This window comes from Pedobacter psychrotolerans (assembly GCF_004340665.1).
Lineage (GTDB): Bacteria > Bacteroidota > Bacteroidia > Sphingobacteriales > Sphingobacteriaceae > Pedobacter > Pedobacter psychrotolerans.
On sequence record NZ_SLWO01000009.1, the window covers coordinates 142,534 to 158,453 of the forward strand.

The window sequence follows — 15,920 nt, forward strand, 5'->3', positions numbered from 1 at the left end:
GCACCCAGGACTAATGACTTAAGAATCAAGACTAAAGACTCCCTAAACCTGTCCATAATAAGCTCCTGCACCATGCTTCCGTTCAAAGTGTTTTTCAATGAGCGAATCTTTCAACTTCGGTGCCTGCGGATTAATCTGTTGTGTTAACAAGGCCATTTGTGCTACTGCTTCTAAAACTGCACTGTTATATACCGCTTTTTCAGCAGTTTTTCCCCAGGTAAAAGGTGCGTGATTACCGACCAGGATCATTTCTACTTCCTTGTAGCTTAGTCCCAGACTTTGAAAGTGATTCATAATCTGAAAGCCAGTTTCATATTCGTAGTTCCCTTTAATCATGGCATCATCCATTGGTGGTGCGCAAGGAATATCGACTGTTAAATGATCGGCATGCGTAGTTCCAAAAATCGGAATAGCCTTTTGTGCCTGCGCCCAGGCAGTTCCATAGGTAGAGTGGGTGTGTACCACGCCGCCAATATCTTCCCAATGTTTATATAAAACCGCATGCGTTTTGGTATCTGAAGATGGACGCAAACTTCCTTCAACAGTATTCCCATCAAAATCTACGATCACCATTTTTTCCGGTGATAAATCTTCGTAAGGCACACCACTTGGTTTAATGGCAAAAACACCCTTAGCACGATCGGCTGCACTTACGTTCCCGAAAGTAAAGAGTACCAGTCCCAGCTTTGGCAACTGCATATTGGCCTGGTAAGCCTGTTCTTTTATATCCTGGTAATTGCTCATGACAAGTAAGGTTTTACGTCTTTTTTATTATGTTTTTCAAGGTATCTACCTAAGCCTAAGTAAGCCTGATAATGTTGGCGATACAATTTCTGCTTTTTCACACTTGGGGTATATTCTTTTTCAAAACCGGTACCCATAGCGGCCATCGCTGCCTCTATATTTGGATAGATCCCTGCTGCAACCGCTGCAAACATGGCCGCACCTAATGCGCAGGTATGTTCGAAACGGTGAATTCTGATGGGCATTTCCAATACATCAGCCATCATTTGCATAATGTAAGCTGATTTTTTAGCCACACCACCAATACCGATAATTCCCTTAACTGGAACACCCTGCTCTTTAAAACGATCTACAATGGCTTTTGCACCGAAACAAGTTGCAGCAGCCAAAGCACGGAAAAATCTTGGTGCATCTGTACCTAAACCTAAACCGGTAATGGCACCTTTAAGCTCCTGATTAGCATCAGGCGTTCTCCTACCATTTAACCAATCAATGGCTAATTCAGCATAATCATCATCATCTAAAGCTTCAGCTTGCTGACTTAGATTGGCAATGATTTTACTTTCCAATTCGTCTTTTAAAGCAATGGCTGTTGCTTCGTCAATTAAATCTGATTCGGTTAATAAATGATTTAAAGGCCAGCTGATCAGGTTTTTAAACCAGGCATAAACATCGCCGAAGGCAGACTGACCTGCCTCTAAACCTGCCATACCTGGAATGACAGAACCATTCACTTGTCCGCAGATACCGCCGATTAGTTTGCCATGTAAATCCTGACTAGGCGCAACCAATATATCGCAGGTACTGGTTCCCATCACTTTACTTAAATAGTAAGGCTCAATCTGTCCACCAACTGCCCCCATGTGCGCATCGAAGGCACCTACGCCGATTACCACATCTGTATTTAAACCTAATTTTCCTGCCCATTCCTCACTTAACGTTCCAGCAGAAATATCTGAAGTGTAAGTATCATTAAATAATTTATCTCTAAATCCGGCTAAAAGCGGATCAAGGCTGCTAAAGAAATCTTCAGGAGGTAAGCCATTGAATTCTTCGGCCCATAAAGCTTTATGTCCGGCCGCACAACGACTGCGTTTCATGGTGGTTACATCTGTTCCACCACTTAATAAGAATGGAATCCAGTCGCAATGTTCCACCCATGATGCAGCACCTTTTACTATAGACGAATCAACCCTTAAAGTGCGCAATAATTTTGCCCAAAACCATTCAGAAGAATAGATCCCACCTACGTATTTAAGGTAGTTCACCGGGAATTTTGTGGCATGCTCATTAATTTCAGCAGCTTCTTTAACAGCAGTATGGTCTTTCCAAAGCACAAACATGGCATTTGGATTTTCCTCGAAACCAGAGGTGAGTGCCAGGGGAGTGCCAGTGGCATCAACCGCAACCGGACTAGAACCTGTGGTATCAATAGAGATCCCTTTAACCAAATGAGCAATTTCTGCACCACCAGCTTTTTCAATACAAGCTTTAATGGTGTGTTCTAAACCCTCAATATAATCTAATGGATGCTGTCTGAATTGATTGGCAGATGGTTTACAATATAAACCTTTTTGCCATCGGGGATAAAGAAAAACAGAAGCTGAAATTTCTTTTCCGTTTGCGGTGTCGACCAGAACCGAACGAACAGAGTCCGTCCCGTAATCTACACCAATTACATAGTTTGCGCTCATAACAATAAATAATCGTCTAATTAACGTTTATTTATTCGGATTATAAAATTTTATGAAAATTTGTTAAAAGAAATTTTCGATAGGCGAGTAATTTAAATTAAGCAGAATTCATTTCCATGTATCGGATGGCGTCTCACCAACCAGTGGATTGAGTGGTAACCTTCTATCTTACCTATAAATTTAATGGTATGAACAGATTTAGGGAATAAACTTAGAATGGTTGGTGTGAGTAATTACCCAATCTTCGCGTTCTCTGTGATTTTTTCTCTTTGGCCTCTGTGGTTAATAAAGGCATCAAGCGGAATTGTTAGGGTAATAAGTATTTAGGCATACATTTTCGACTATCGGTATTGTCTCACCAACAGAAAAACCCACGTCTGTAATTAATGTGTTTAATAAACTAACGAGATAAAACTTATAATGGTTGGTGGGAGTAATTACCTAATCTTCGCGTTCTCTGCGATTTTTTCTCTTTGGCCTCTGTGGTTAAAAGTCATCAACCAATGGTTCAAAAGAAAAGCCCTACATTTCTGTAAGGCTTCCTGTAAAAATAATTATTTATACTTTTTTTGGAGGCAAATCAAAAGCTATTGCATCGTGTTCGAAATGGCCTTTATGTGCACCATCGCAAAAAGGTTTGTTTTGAGAAAGGCCGCAACGGCAGATGGATAAAACTTCTCTGCCTTGTAAACCATAGGCGTTTCCATTTTTATCAACAATTTCGAAATCGCCTTCAATTTTAACTGATCCGTTATTATTAATTGTAAGTTTTGTTTTAGACATGATGTTTTGTTTGTGTAGGGCAAAACTAAAATAATTTTAACGATTTGATTGGAGATATTGCAGTTTAGAAACATTCCGTTTTAATCCAGCCAGGTCATTTAGCAATGATTCCGTAACGTTAAAATATACTGGATTGATGAATATATTTGGTGTGCATGATTATACTACATCATATTCGCACTGCAAGCTTATTTTGGAGTAAAATATTAATTTACCCCCTATTAATTATCGTATTACCCCTCACGCTGTCTGCAATATTTATAGTTACTTTGACTTAATCAAATATAAATGTTTATGATCTGAAAAAACTACGCCAAAGCGCCGTATCCGGGTGCCCGACAAAACGCCTTTTCAATAATGACTAAAGCGTAAACTGATCTAAAAAGATTGGTTCCTTCCAAAAAAATATACTAACCAAATCATTATGCTAAAAAAACTACTATTCTCTTTAAGATGTATACCCCTGTTATTTGCTGTAATTCTATTTTTGAATGTCAGTGGTAATAGTTTGTATGCCCAAACGCCAGGCTCAGAAACTTCAGGAGTAATCCTTGATGTAAAAGGTCAGCCCATTCCTGGTGCAACTATTAAAAATGAAAAAACCGCAAAAGTAGCCATATCTGATGGAAACGGGCGATACAAAATTGCTGCAGCCAAAGGTGAAACATTAACCTATACATTTGTTGGCTATACTTCCAAAACAATTGTATTTGATAATCAGAATCAATTAAATATAACATTAACCGAAGCTTCTGATAAGACACTCAATGAAGTGGTAGTGGTGGGTTATGGTACACAGAAAAGATCCGACGTTACAGGTTCGGTGGTGTCTGTGCCAAAATCCAGGTTATCACAGCTTCCGGTAACCAATATTCTTCAGTCTATCCAGGGCGCTGTTGCCGGTGTAAATATTACTTCTTCTTCATCTGTTCCGGGTAGTCAACCCAATGCATTAATCAGAGGTCAGAACTCCATCTCAGCAAGTGCTGGCCCCTATGTGGTGGTTGATGGTGTGCCTTTAACCAAAACAGGTGGCTCATTAAATGACATTAATCCAAATGATATTGCATCAGTAGAAATCCTGAAAGATGCCAGTGCTACGGCTATTTATGGTACAAACGGTTCAAATGGTGTAATTCTAATTACAACTAAAAGAGGTACAACCGGTAAACCGGTCATTCGTTACAATGGTTATGCTGGTATTGATAACATCGCTCATATTTTAGAACCGAGAAGTGGTGAAGAATATGTGCAGAAATATGCAGATTTTCTTAAGCAAACCAATCAAACGCAAACCAGACCTGTTCCAAATGTTGGTGAATTAGCAGCCTATAATGCAGGTACAACAACTGATTGGGTTGATGAAGCGACACAACAAGGTGTGATTCAAGACCATAACGTTAGTGTTTCTGGCGGAACGTCCGATGTAAAATATTTTATTTCAGGTGATTATCTCGATCAGAAAGGCGTAATTAAAGGTTACCAGTTCAACCGGATCGGTTTGCGTTCTAATTTAGATGTGAACGTAACCAGTTTCTTAACGGTTGGTACTTCTTTATTCCTCACCAGCAATAATTTTGATGGTGGCAGAGCTAATTTATTATTAGCCACAGCAATGAGTCCATATGGGCAGGAATATAATGCAAATGGCAGTTACAAGATTTTCCCGATGGAACCGGAGTTGTTGTACACTAATCCATTATTAGGTTTAAAAACCACCCAAATCAGCAGAACAACCAATGTGAACGGGAATGGATATGCGGAGATTAAATTTCCAGGAGCCTTAACCGGATTAAAGTTCAGGTTAAATGCAGGATATACTTATTTCCCTGAAAGACGAGGTAGTTATGTTGGGCGTTTAGCCAACGATAATAATGGTACGGCAAGCAGTTTCAATGCCTCTACGAACAGTTATACTATTGAGAATATATTAACGTATTCAAAGGATATTAAAAAGCACCATTTCGATTTCACGGCATTGTACAGTGCGCAGGAACGTAAATACAATTCAACAACAGCAGGTGCCGTTGGCTTTATCAACGATGAATTAGGTTTAGATAATATTGGTTCAGGCGCTACACAAACCAGCAGTTCTTACCGCGACAGATATGGACTCAACTCTCAGATGGGACGTTTGTTTTATTCCTATGATAGCCGCTATTTATTAACCTTAACGGCACGTAGAGATGGTTCTTCTGTATTTGGAGCAAACACCACGAAATATGGTGTTTTCCCTTCGGCAGCCATAGGATGGAACATTACCAATGAAAGTTTCATGAAAGATATCAAAGCCATCAGCAATTTGAAATTAAGGCTTTCATATGGTAAAACCGGTAATGAAGCCGTTGGCGTTTATAAGACTATCACCACAGAAGGAGCGGTACGTTCTCCTTTCAATGGAATCAGTACCATTGGTGTAGCGCCTAATAATCTGGGGAATATTTTATTACAATGGGAAACGACTAAAACGGCTAATCTTGGTTTAGATTTTGGTCTTCTGAACAATAGAATTACGGGTAGCATAGAAGCTTATCAGAATAAAACCAGCGGTTTGTTGCTCAGCAGAAGTCTACCCATTATCACAGGTTATTCTAATGTTTTGGAAAATATCGGAAAGACCACTAATAAGGGTTTAGAGCTAACATTGACTACGCAAAACTTTGCCGGGAAAAATTTCCGTTGGGAAACCATGATTGTTTTTGCCACCAATAAAAATAAAATCACCGATTTATATGGTGATGGAAAAGATGACTTAGGCAACAGATGGTTCATCGGCCAACCCATCAATGTAGTTTACGATTACAAAATGACAGGCGTTTGGCAAACTGGGGAAGATGTTTCCAAACAAGATCCAACAGCAAAACCGGGTAGCCTGAAATTTGCTGATTTAAATGGTGATGGAAAAATTACAGCCGATGACAGAACGATTTTAGGGCAGACAGCTCCAAAATGGACTGGTGGTATTACCAATACATTTCACTATAAAAATTTGAATTTAAGTGTGTTTATTCAAACAGCACAAGGCATGACGAAGAACAATCCTGACTTAACTTATGGTGATGAAACTGGAAGAAGAAATACACCGGCAGAAATTGGGTATTGGACACCTGAAAATCAAAGTCAAACACGCCCTGCATTATCCTATAATAATACATTAGGCTATGGATATGCTTCTGATGCCAGCTACACCAGAATAAAGGATGTTACCTTGAGTTATGTTTTTTCACAAAATATGCTGGATAAACTTCACTTAGGCGGTTTAACCATTTATGCCAGTGGCCGTAACCTGCATACGTTTACCAATTGGGTAGGCTGGGACCCTGAGCAAACTTTTTACACCCGAGGATCAGGGAATTCAGGTGCAAACCAACAAGCATTTTCTGCAGATTGGACAAATAACTATCCGGTTACGAGAACATTTGTTTTGGGTTTAAATGTTTCATTACGTTAATCTTATCATCATGAAAAAAAATATCATCATACTTACTTCCTTATCCATATTGTTTTTTGCCTTTTCCTCTTGCAAAAAAGCTTTCCTGGATGAGAAACCATTTTCGGCCTATACGCCCTTAACGCTTACGGATTCATTGGGTTTTGAAGCTTCGTTAATTGGATTATATAACCATACCAGTACCATATTTTCCTGGAGTGATCAGCAGGGCTGGCCAAGTGTTTGGCAAGTTGGAACCGATGTGGCGAATGCCACGAATAACCAGCAGGGCGTAGAAATTCCTTATTATAATTACGAAACGTTAACGCCAACTGATAATGGTGCTGCACGTACCTGGAACAGGAACTACATCATGGTGAATTTAACCAACATTATTGTAGATGGAATTGACAACCCTGCCACCACAACCATCAGTGCGAAAGGCAAAAACCAGATCAGTGCCGAAGCTAAATTTTTCAGGGCATACGCTTACAATAACTTGGCTACACTATTTGGTGGTGTACCTTTAATTACCCATGCTTTATCGGGTCCTAAAATTGATTTCGTTCGCGCACCTATAGCTGATGTGAATAATTTTATTGTGGCAGATTTAGTGTTCGCTGCAGCCAATCTTCCAGATATTGAATCAGTAAAAACCAATACGAAGGGTAAAATGTATGGCAGAGCCAATAAGTTTATGGCCATGCAACTTTTAGCAGAGGTTTATTTAAGGATAGGTAAGCCAGACCTGGCTGAGCAACAGGCACAAGCAATTATCAATAGCGGCAGGTTTAGTTTGATTAAAAACCGTTATGGTGTAAAAACCAGTCAGCCAGGTGATTATTATTCTGATATGTTCCAATATGGCAATGAGAGAAGATCGCAAGGAAATACCGAAGCCATCTGGGTTTTAGAACAAGAAAATCCGAATACTGTAGTCGGCGGTATTACAGATAGTCCACAGCAAAGAAGGGTATGGGGTGCCGCATATTACAACATTGCCGGTATGACGGTTGCCGATTCGTTGGGTGGACGCTCCGTTGGCAGGTTACGATTAAGTAACTGGGTACTGTATCGTTTGTATAAAGGAAATGATATTCGCAATTCACAATACAACATCCGCCGGAAATATTATTATAATGATCCAAGTCCAACCTATGCGGCAATATATGGCAAACAGGTTCCTTTTTCTGGTCCGGATACGTTGATTAACATTTGTCCAAGTACTACCAAATGGGGCGCTTTTGATCCGAATGATACTTTTGGTTATGCCATGATTAAAGATTTTATTTTAATGCGATTAGGTGAAACTTATCTCTTACTTGCCGAGGCGCAAGTTGCGCAAGGTAAAACCGCTGAAGCCGCTACCAGTATTAATGTATTAAGAACAAGGGCTAACGCTGCACAGGTGAGTGCCACAGATATGACAAAAGATTTTATTCTGGATGAACGGGCCAGAGAACTGATTGGTGAGGAGAACAGAAGAATGACCTTAATGAGAACCGGAACATTGGTAGAACGGGCACTTCGTTTAAACTCAAACGATGCATCAAAACCAATCACAGGCTTAACTACAAAAGCATTGTTATTGCCTATTCCGTTGAATGAAATACAATTGAACAAGGATGCTGTTTTAACACAAAATCCAGGTTATTAATAAAGAAAAGTTGGTTAGTTTTTCGGGTCGTCTTCGGATGGCCCGATTATTAGTCTCAACACACTGTCATTCAGAGCGAAGCGAATAATCTCCAACCGATAGACACCGAACCCAACCTTAGCTACTGACTAACTATACCATCTTCTATTTATCAGCACCCTAAACGCAGTGTCATTCAGAGCGAAGCGAAAAATCCCCAACCGATTAACATTGAACCCAAGCTTATCTACTGACTAACTATACCATCTTCTATTTATCAGCGCCCCAAACACATCGTCATTCAGAGCGAAGCGAAGAATCTCCCAACCGATTGACACGGAATCCAACCTTAGCTACTGACTAACTAAACCATCTTCTATTTATCAGCACCCCAAACGCACTTGTCATTCAGAGCGAAGCAAAGAATCCCCAACCGATTAACACGGAATCCAACCTTAGCTACTGGCTAACTATACCATCTTCTATTTATCAGCACCCCAAACGCACTTGTCATTCAGAGCGAAGCGAAGAATCTTCCAACCAATAGACACAGAATCCAACCTTAGCTACTGACTAACTATACCATCTTCTACTTACCAGCACCCCAAACGCACTGTCATTCAGAGCGAAGCGAAGAATCTCCAACCGACTAACACTGAACCAACCTTAGCTACTGACTAACTATACCATCTTCTATTTATCAGCACCCTAAACGCACTGTCATTCAGAGCGAAGCGAAGAATCCCCAACCAATTAACACTAAACCAACATTAACTACTAGCTAACTAACAAAAGAGTGCATCAGGAAAATCTATTTTTCCTAAATTAATTTTTCTCTTCAAACCGAATCCAATCCTTCAAAATATAAATAGGGGTGAGCACAGTTTTATCTTTGATGAAATTGGCTTTGATAAAATTTCCTGCATTTGAAAGGTATTTAATTTCTGAGTTAATCATATCCGTAGTCGAATAATAAGCCCCATACGGACAATGGTATGGATTCCCTTTAACATCTGAGGTAAATACAGAAAAAAAGATAAGCTTCTTGGAATTGGTATCCGGTTGTTCATATCCAAAAATCCGGTAATCTTCCCTGATATTTCCATATACCATTAATGAACTATCTTGAAGGCTAATGATGGCCTTTTGAAAAGCATCTTCATTCATTTGCGTGGCCTCAGCATTTCTGATGGTATCAGGCTGATGTACTTTGGTTGAACTAATGTGCTCATTGGGTTTGATTTTGGAAATGCCGTCAGTTTTACTCGTATCAGGAAGCCTGGTTTTTACGGTTTTGTTATTGTTATTGCCGCAACTCATGGCCAACATACAAATGGTCATCATTGATAAACCTATCCAATGGAAGAAATAATTAAATGCGCTTGGTTTGGTCATCTTTTAGTGAAATTTGTCTTAACTGATTTAATCCTGAACTGCTGGTAATCAAAATGCAAATTAAATATGGAGAAGAAAAAATAATTTCCACTAATTGCTGCGTTATTTCTTGTAAGCTATCAAAAGCTATGCAACGATTATCCCGATATTCTTTTTATAAAGCACACAGTAGGCTTCGTCCGCGTTGCCAAATAGTTTCTCGTAACCAACTAAGTTATTAATGTAATCTATTAACCGCTGATTAGTGAGGGTAGACGTTTCAGATAATCCTGAGATCTTCCATGGAAAGTTATTTTGATTTGGGTTGGGCGTGTGTAAAAATAACGCATCACTAGCGCTGTCATTGTCTAAAATGGTAATCCAGATCTGAAAATCAACTGTTAAAGATTTAGCTCGATCACTCAAAAGATCAAAATGTCGGAACAATTTATCGAGGTGAGGTTTACGGCGTTTAAAACTATCATTTCCATAACCATACCAATCGAAATGCGTATGCCAACGATCAAACCATGCGTTATCTGAATCTGTAAACTTTAACTCACTCCAGTCTTCATTCTTTAGCTCTAGGTTTTTATAATATCGCCGAAGGCCTCTGTGTTTTTTAATGCGGTTCATGATTGGTTTTTGTGTTCCATGAATTTCTGGTTTTGATAATTTTGGTAAATGTCAAGAATAATCAGCCCATCTCTCTGATTGGGGATGAGCTGATCATAAAGTAGCTTTGGAATTATGATCTATTTCTTTCGTTAAACTTATTAATTTATCAATTCAGCTCTAACTCCATCATCATTAGCAATTAAGCGCCATAGTTTTACGTCTATATTTTCATTCTCAAGTTTCCTTTGGAAGAATTTTGCCTGAATAACATCGTGAGTTCCCATTAAGACTTGAAACCCCTGATCAGTTATGTAATCTCGAAGGAGGTCGAATACACCAGAAGCATGAACAAGATCGTGATGTTGAGTTGGATCATCTAGTAACAATGATTTCCATGGTGTCCATTTATAGGTACTAGCCATAGAAAGCATAAAAGTTAATTGTAAGTCAGTAGCTTGGGCTTCGCTAGCTACTTCCATTACACTTACCTGTTCGTCGTGAAGATTAATTTTAACCTCTGCCTGCGATTTATTTCTATATGAGTAACTTTCTAATTGTGTCTCTACAAAGCGAGGATTTACAACAATTTTTTTTAGTAAAGAGACCCATAATGGATTTATGGCTTTAATTTTATCGTGTACGCCATTAACTTCTTCACCGATTTTACGATATAATATTTCAAGTGCAGTTTTCCTTTCTGTTATGAAAGACAGTTCACCATCTATTGTTGATAATCGCTTCTTCATATTTGATAGATAAAGCTGTTCGTCTTGGTTCACACAAATTTCTTTGATTTCTTTATCCAATGTGGCAAACTTCTCTGCTGCGTTCCAACGACCTAATTCATCACTTATCTTATTTAAGTCTTCTAGTCCTTTTCTGATAAGATCTGATTGCTTGATAAGTTTAGTTTTTCCTACATTAAGATTGTCCATTGAAGGCGGCTCAATTAAGTTACTATCTTTCCACTCTGCTAAGATTTCATTCTGTTGCCCTTGTAACTTCGAAATAGCCATATTTAGGTCTGTGATTTGTTCTTCGGCTTCTCTTTTAACCTTCACAATTTGTTCACTGGCCCTAGTGTTGTCAGTTATTTTTGATGTTGTAGCTTCAATTTCTGTTGCTATAGTAGAAATTTGTGAGTCTAATAAATCTATGTTAATTAATGAAAGAGATTGGTTTATTTTTTCAATTTCGGTTTTTATATTTTCAAGAGATGCCGTAAGCGTAGTAACATTTAATTCATTTGAGTGAATTGTATCTCTTGTCTGGTCTCTAGCCGTTATTAGTTTACTTAATTCTTCTGAAGATGGTTCTTCTCCAAATTCTGTTTTATCTTTAAAAATCTTCTCTAGATTTACATTGTTTTTTTCTTTTTCATTTATTAACCATTCATTTGCTTCATTAATATTGTTACTATCAGCGAATCTAGGTAGGCATTTTTCATTAATAAATTCTTGAAGATTTTTTGATTTATCCTCATTTTCAACTAAATTTTCATTGATTTTACTTAGCGTCGTTTTTTCATTTTGTATCTGCTGTTTTTTAATATCAACTTCTGTTTTTAATGTGTTATTAGTTTCAATTTCACTACTGATAATAGGATCTATTTGTTCCAATGCCAAAGCTATTTGCTTCGAAAGTTCATCAGGTTCATATTCTGCGTTACAAACAGGGCAATTTCTCTGGTCATCAGGCAAATTTGTTGCTATAATTCCTACTGCACCAAGAATTGCATCCGAAGCATTTTTTAGAGAATTAAGTTTGGTTTGACTTTCATTAAATAACTTTTCTATTTTTAGTAAATCAGTCTGAAAATCTTCTATTTTTTTCTGAGATCCTGCTTTTTGTCCTGTTTGAATGTTGATGAGATTTTTTATTTCAGCCACATTTAGCAAATGGGTATTCCAATCCTCGATTACCAACCGTAGTGAATTGAATTCCCCTTGTTTTTTTAGTGCTTCTGCTTCACGTCCTCTAATAGAATTGAACGCAGCAATTTTAGCATTGAGCTTATCAACAAGTTCGCTTTCTGTTTTTAATTTTTCTTTTTGTTCAGAAATAGATTCAGATATGGCCTTGATTGATTTTTCTGTAGATATAGATTTGGCTTCTTCCTCTTTCTTTTTATCTAATAATCCTTTTGATTTTTGTAAGTCTTTCTGTATGTCTGTCTCTTTATTAAAAGCATCTTGTAGTAAAGGTAATGCGGTCTTTAATGGGGCAAGATCTAAATCTGCTTTCTGTGCTATGTCTGTTTTTTCAGCTATCTGCTTCTTCTTATCTACTATTTCTGTGTTATTACTTTCAAAAAGAGAAATTTTGCTTTCAAGATTTGAAAGGTTAAATAAACGCTTTTGATTATCTTCTTCTAACTTAATTAAAACAGAGTTTACAAGTCCGCGATAACTAACAACGGCATCTGGTTTTTGGTCAATATTTTCCAAATTTGATGAGCCGTCAAATTGTTTGTGAATCCTTTGTATTTGATCAATAATTTCGTTTAAAGGCTTGAGTACGTAGTTTAACTTAGCGTTATCACGTTCTTTTAATTTATTTTCTAAAATAGAGACCTTTTCTTCATGTTTATTCTTCTCATCTTTTTTTTCATTTATTGTTCTCGTAGCAGCATTTAATGTATTTGATTTTGTTTTGGCAATCGTACTTAAATCCTTTCCAATTGATAACTTATCTAACAAATCTCCTGCCTGAGAAGATTCCCCTTTTTGTATAAACCAGTTATTTCCACGCTGCTCTATAAGATGAGTAAGTCTTAAAAGGAATGGAACATCTTTTATGGAGTGTTCTGGAAACAATAAATCATGATCTCCCGATATTTTAGGCTCTGAACCTTTTCTATAATTAACCTCACAGTAGTTTCCATTGTCAAAATCTAATCTGACATCCACATCATTCTGTTTGTCACGTATCAATGATAATGGCGGGTTTACTAAACGTTGAATCGAGCCCGTCAATGCAAACTCGATTGCTTCGAAAAGAGTTGTTTTTCCAGTTCCATTAGGAGCAAGAAATATATTGGCACCAGAGCTTAATTCGATTTCGACATCTTTACCAAAACGTCTTGCGTTGCTTATTGTTATTTTTTTAAGATGCTTCATTGCTTTCTGATTGGTTATTTATCAATGTATTAAAAAGGTCAAAACTTGAAGTGCCAGAACTAAATGCCTCTCTCCACTTGACTTTTTCCTCATTATTAAACCATGCAAATTCTTGTTCTAAGACTGAAAAAGCTGAAATAAGTGGGTCTTGCCCTAAATCCAATGGGGTTGGAGCGTCAACTTTTGTGATAAATGTTCTTTCGACAAATGATTCCTTAGTTTCATTTGGGCGTAATACAAATTTTCGACAAAAATCTTCACTAGCCTCTATTCTTAAACATTCTTCAATTGAAGTTTGAGTTTCTTCAGTCCACATAATGGCAAGATAGATATCAGCAGTTTCGGGATCTAAGAGTAATTCTTTGCATAATGCGGCCCATTGTAAGACATCTTTTAGATAATTACTCGAATTGATGCCTACTACAAGTAGCGTTTTTAGGCGTGGTTCCGAAGTTTCTAGAGGGCGAAAAAAACGTATTAGTCTTTTGTTTTGAAGATTTTCAGAAGCTACCTCGATCATCTCGTTTTCAGTTGTCCCTTGACTTTTTATAGAAAAACGAGCTTCAATCTGATGATTGATATAGAATACGAATTGGTCAAAAGTCATGATATGTTATTGTTTAAAGTTTCAGTAAGTGACTCGTTATAAATTTTAAGTTTTTGTTTTAGATAGGTTTGAAGTTCATCAATACTTCCTTTTTTGATAATTGAATTAAAGATTCGGTTTTTCGTTATTAATAATTTCGGATTATTTCCAGCTGCTAAGGAATGATCAATGTTAACTGAGTCACTAATTGAATGTTTGTAAATCTCGCCTTCTGGTTGTTCACTTTGTGAAAGAATTAGAATGTCGTATGCTTCTTTACCAATAAGGTCATCAATAGACTCCTCCTCGTCTATCTTCCTAATTTTTTTTACCTTTCCAGCTGGTCCGCTCCACCAACTAAGTCCTATAGCTCCAATACTTAATCCATCTTCGGTTTTCATAATTTCTCCGTCAATTGAACCTAATGCCACTGAAATAAGTAAGCAGGTAAATAGAGCATCTGCGATTAGTAATTTTGTCTTCGGGCCTATTCGTAAGTGTCCCAATATTTCTTCTCCTTCAGCATTAGGGTGTACAATTCTTTTTAAAAGAGGGATTAGTATTGATTCATCCTTAGTTATAATTTCTTGCCAGACATTCCAACGTACTTCAACTGCATCTCTTAACTCCGGTGATTGGCTAGTGTCCATTTGGGATATTCTCCCTAAAATTTTTTCAGAAACTAATTTCCATGTCTTTTTGGCCATTTGATGACTCATTTCTTTTGCAAATGCCTCACGTTCTGCATGAGTATTCATAATCTTGCCTCCGCTGGTATTAAATGAGGCATTATTATTAGAAATACGAATTCCTTCAAAATCATCTTCGTGAACTCCGAATGTACCTCCAATTTTATTTTCAATATGTACTTTCCATCCATCCCAATTTGCACAAAGACCGTTTACATTTCCATCTAAATGCATTGCAAGTTGAAATATACTTTCGTGAATAGGAGTAAGTGGATCATTTACTTTTGCAATATTAATATTTAAGTTTCTGTACCTTTCGTTTGACCAGAGTAAGGGTATTGTTTTGCAAGGTCTTTCTATCTCAGTATTGCTTTCTAAATCATGGATACCCATAATCTGCCAATTATTATCTATGTGATCAATTTGTGTCCAAATCTTGATATCTGAGCGAATATATTCCTTGAGTTCGAATAATAAGTTTCGAGGGGATATGGCTCCTGAAAATGTAGTGTTCTCAATAGTGTAAGAAAGGATTTTTAATCGTATTTCTTCAAGTTTATCTGAGATAAATATTTCTTTCAGTTTGTCTTCTGTCTTACTTTCGATTTCAGATTCCAATCCCGAATTTTTTATTTTTAGAAACTTTAAGGCTTTCAAAATGTGTTCCCAATCTTTGAATTCACACCATGTTGTTAACCAGTCGAAACAATTTTTAATATTTGTGTCTATGTCAGCTTGAGCTTGGAGCCCAGCAACAGTTGTAACGGCTGGTTTTATTTGAACTTCGCATAAATCTTTTAAATTTCTTATCTGAAGTCCATTTTTAATTTGCGTAGTTAACTCTGGTAATTCAATCCAAAATTCCCTTTTTGGATTAATGATGGATATATCAATATCTTTACACCATTCTGCTAAGTTTTTTAAAGTTTGGTCTAAAGGAGATAAATCTCGTTTTTGACCTTTTCTAGGCCCTGTTAAATATTCGTTTCTTTCACATTGGTCATTATTATCGCCAAAATCTCCTGATGTTTGTCTTTTAACTTGTACATGAATTTGTGAATTCTTGTCTTTTTCGATAACTATATCATCCCAAGTGGATATGCCGCCTTGTTCTGCACCAATTCGCTTGTAATGTTCTCTCCCAGCTACAAAATCAATCAGCATCACTGCAATTTTGTAGGTTACGAGTGCCTGCTCATATTTTTTAGTTTGGTCTAATCTTAATTTAGCTAACATTAATTATTCTA

10 protein-coding genes are annotated in these 15,920 nt (G+C 37.3%); 2 read left to right on the forward strand and 8 right to left on the reverse strand.

Going from position 1 to position 15,920, the window contains the following annotated elements; genetic code table 11:
- Nucleotides 1-42 precede the first annotated feature (42 nt).
- The 3 genes from EV200_RS19880 to EV200_RS19890 form a co-directional block, all read right to left on the reverse strand.
- Complete coding sequence (locus tag EV200_RS19880) at nucleotides 43-744, reverse strand: L-ribulose-5-phosphate 4-epimerase (protein ID WP_132535860.1); 702 nt, start codon at nucleotides 742-744, stop codon at nucleotides 43-45.
- Complete coding sequence (locus EV200_RS19885; protein ID WP_132535862.1) at nucleotides 741-2,438, reverse strand: ribulokinase; 1,698 nt, start codon at nucleotides 2,436-2,438, stop codon at nucleotides 741-743. The genes EV200_RS19880 and EV200_RS19885 overlap by 4 nt, the downstream gene beginning before the upstream one ends.
- Nucleotides 2,439-2,996: 558 nt before the next feature.
- On the reverse strand, nucleotides 2,997-3,221 hold the full coding sequence (locus tag EV200_RS19890) for a CDGSH iron-sulfur domain-containing protein (RefSeq protein WP_029285844.1): 225 nt from the start codon (nucleotides 3,219-3,221) through the stop codon (nucleotides 2,997-2,999).
- A gap of 424 nt (nucleotides 3,222-3,645) precedes the next feature.
- On the opposite strand from EV200_RS19890, the gene EV200_RS19895 reads away from it, so the two are divergent.
- The gene (locus tag EV200_RS19895; RefSeq protein ID WP_132535864.1) at nucleotides 3,646-6,672 is read left to right on the forward strand and encodes a SusC/RagA family TonB-linked outer membrane protein; all 3,027 of its coding nucleotides are present in this window, start codon (nucleotides 3,646-3,648) and stop codon (nucleotides 6,670-6,672) included.
- Nucleotides 6,673-6,682: 10 nt separating this feature from the next.
- Nucleotides 6,683-8,308, forward strand: a complete 1,626-nt coding sequence (locus tag EV200_RS19900; protein ID WP_132535866.1) for a RagB/SusD family nutrient uptake outer membrane protein — start codon at nucleotides 6,683-6,685, stop codon at nucleotides 8,306-8,308.
- 804 nt (nucleotides 8,309-9,112) lie between these two features.
- Here EV200_RS19900 and EV200_RS19905 read toward each other — a convergent pair.
- The 5 genes from EV200_RS19905 to EV200_RS19925 form a co-directional block, all read right to left on the reverse strand.
- On the reverse strand, nucleotides 9,113-9,682 hold the full coding sequence (locus EV200_RS19905; RefSeq protein ID WP_132535868.1) for a hypothetical protein: 570 nt from the start codon (nucleotides 9,680-9,682) through the stop codon (nucleotides 9,113-9,115).
- 126 nt (nucleotides 9,683-9,808) lie between these two features.
- Nucleotides 9,809-10,297 carry a hypothetical protein gene (locus EV200_RS19910; protein ID WP_132535870.1) on the reverse strand — a complete coding sequence of 163 codons (489 nt, stop codon included), beginning with the start codon at nucleotides 10,295-10,297 and terminating at the stop codon, nucleotides 9,809-9,811.
- A 140-nt stretch (nucleotides 10,298-10,437) separates the two neighbouring features.
- Complete coding sequence (locus EV200_RS19915; protein ID WP_132535872.1) at nucleotides 10,438-13,398, reverse strand: AAA family ATPase; 2,961 nt, start codon at nucleotides 13,396-13,398, stop codon at nucleotides 10,438-10,440.
- On the reverse strand, nucleotides 13,385-14,005 hold the full coding sequence (locus EV200_RS19920; protein WP_132535874.1) for an ABC-three component system middle component 1: 621 nt from the start codon (nucleotides 14,003-14,005) through the stop codon (nucleotides 13,385-13,387). The genes EV200_RS19915 and EV200_RS19920 overlap by 14 nt, the downstream gene beginning before the upstream one ends.
- Complete coding sequence (locus EV200_RS19925) at nucleotides 14,002-15,909, reverse strand: ABC-three component system protein (RefSeq protein ID WP_132535876.1); 1,908 nt, start codon at nucleotides 15,907-15,909, stop codon at nucleotides 14,002-14,004. Before EV200_RS19925 ends, EV200_RS19920 begins: the two co-directional genes overlap by 4 nt.
- Nucleotides 15,910-15,920: the final 11 nt, after the last annotated feature.

Bases quoted from the DNA above. Each gene is read 5' to 3' on its own strand.
- EV200_RS19880 (WP_132535860.1), bottom strand. From the start codon at position 744: ATGAGCAATTACCAGGATATAAAAGAACAGGCTTACCAGGCCAATATG.
- EV200_RS19885 (WP_132535862.1), bottom strand. From the start codon at position 2,438: ATGAGCGCAAACTATGTAATTGGTGTAGATTACGGGACGGACTCTGTT.
- EV200_RS19925 (WP_132535876.1), bottom strand. From the start codon at position 15,909: ATGTTAGCTAAATTAAGATTAGACCAAACTAAAAAATATGAGCAGGCA.
- EV200_RS19920 (WP_132535874.1), bottom strand. From the start codon at position 14,005: ATGACTTTTGACCAATTCGTATTCTATATCAATCATCAGATTGAAGCT.
- EV200_RS19905 (WP_132535868.1), bottom strand. From the start codon at position 9,682: ATGACCAAACCAAGCGCATTTAATTATTTCTTCCATTGGATAGGTTTA.
- EV200_RS19915 (WP_132535872.1), bottom strand. From the start codon at position 13,398: ATGAAGCATCTTAAAAAAATAACAATAAGCAACGCAAGACGTTTTGGT.
- EV200_RS19910 (WP_132535870.1), bottom strand. From the start codon at position 10,297: ATGAACCGCATTAAAAAACACAGAGGCCTTCGGCGATATTATAAAAAC.
- EV200_RS19895 (WP_132535864.1), top strand. From the start codon at position 3,646: ATGCTAAAAAAACTACTATTCTCTTTAAGATGTATACCCCTGTTATTT.
- EV200_RS19890 (WP_029285844.1), bottom strand. From the start codon at position 3,221: ATGTCTAAAACAAAACTTACAATTAATAATAACGGATCAGTTAAAATT.
- EV200_RS19900 (WP_132535866.1), top strand. From the start codon at position 6,683: ATGAAAAAAAATATCATCATACTTACTTCCTTATCCATATTGTTTTTT.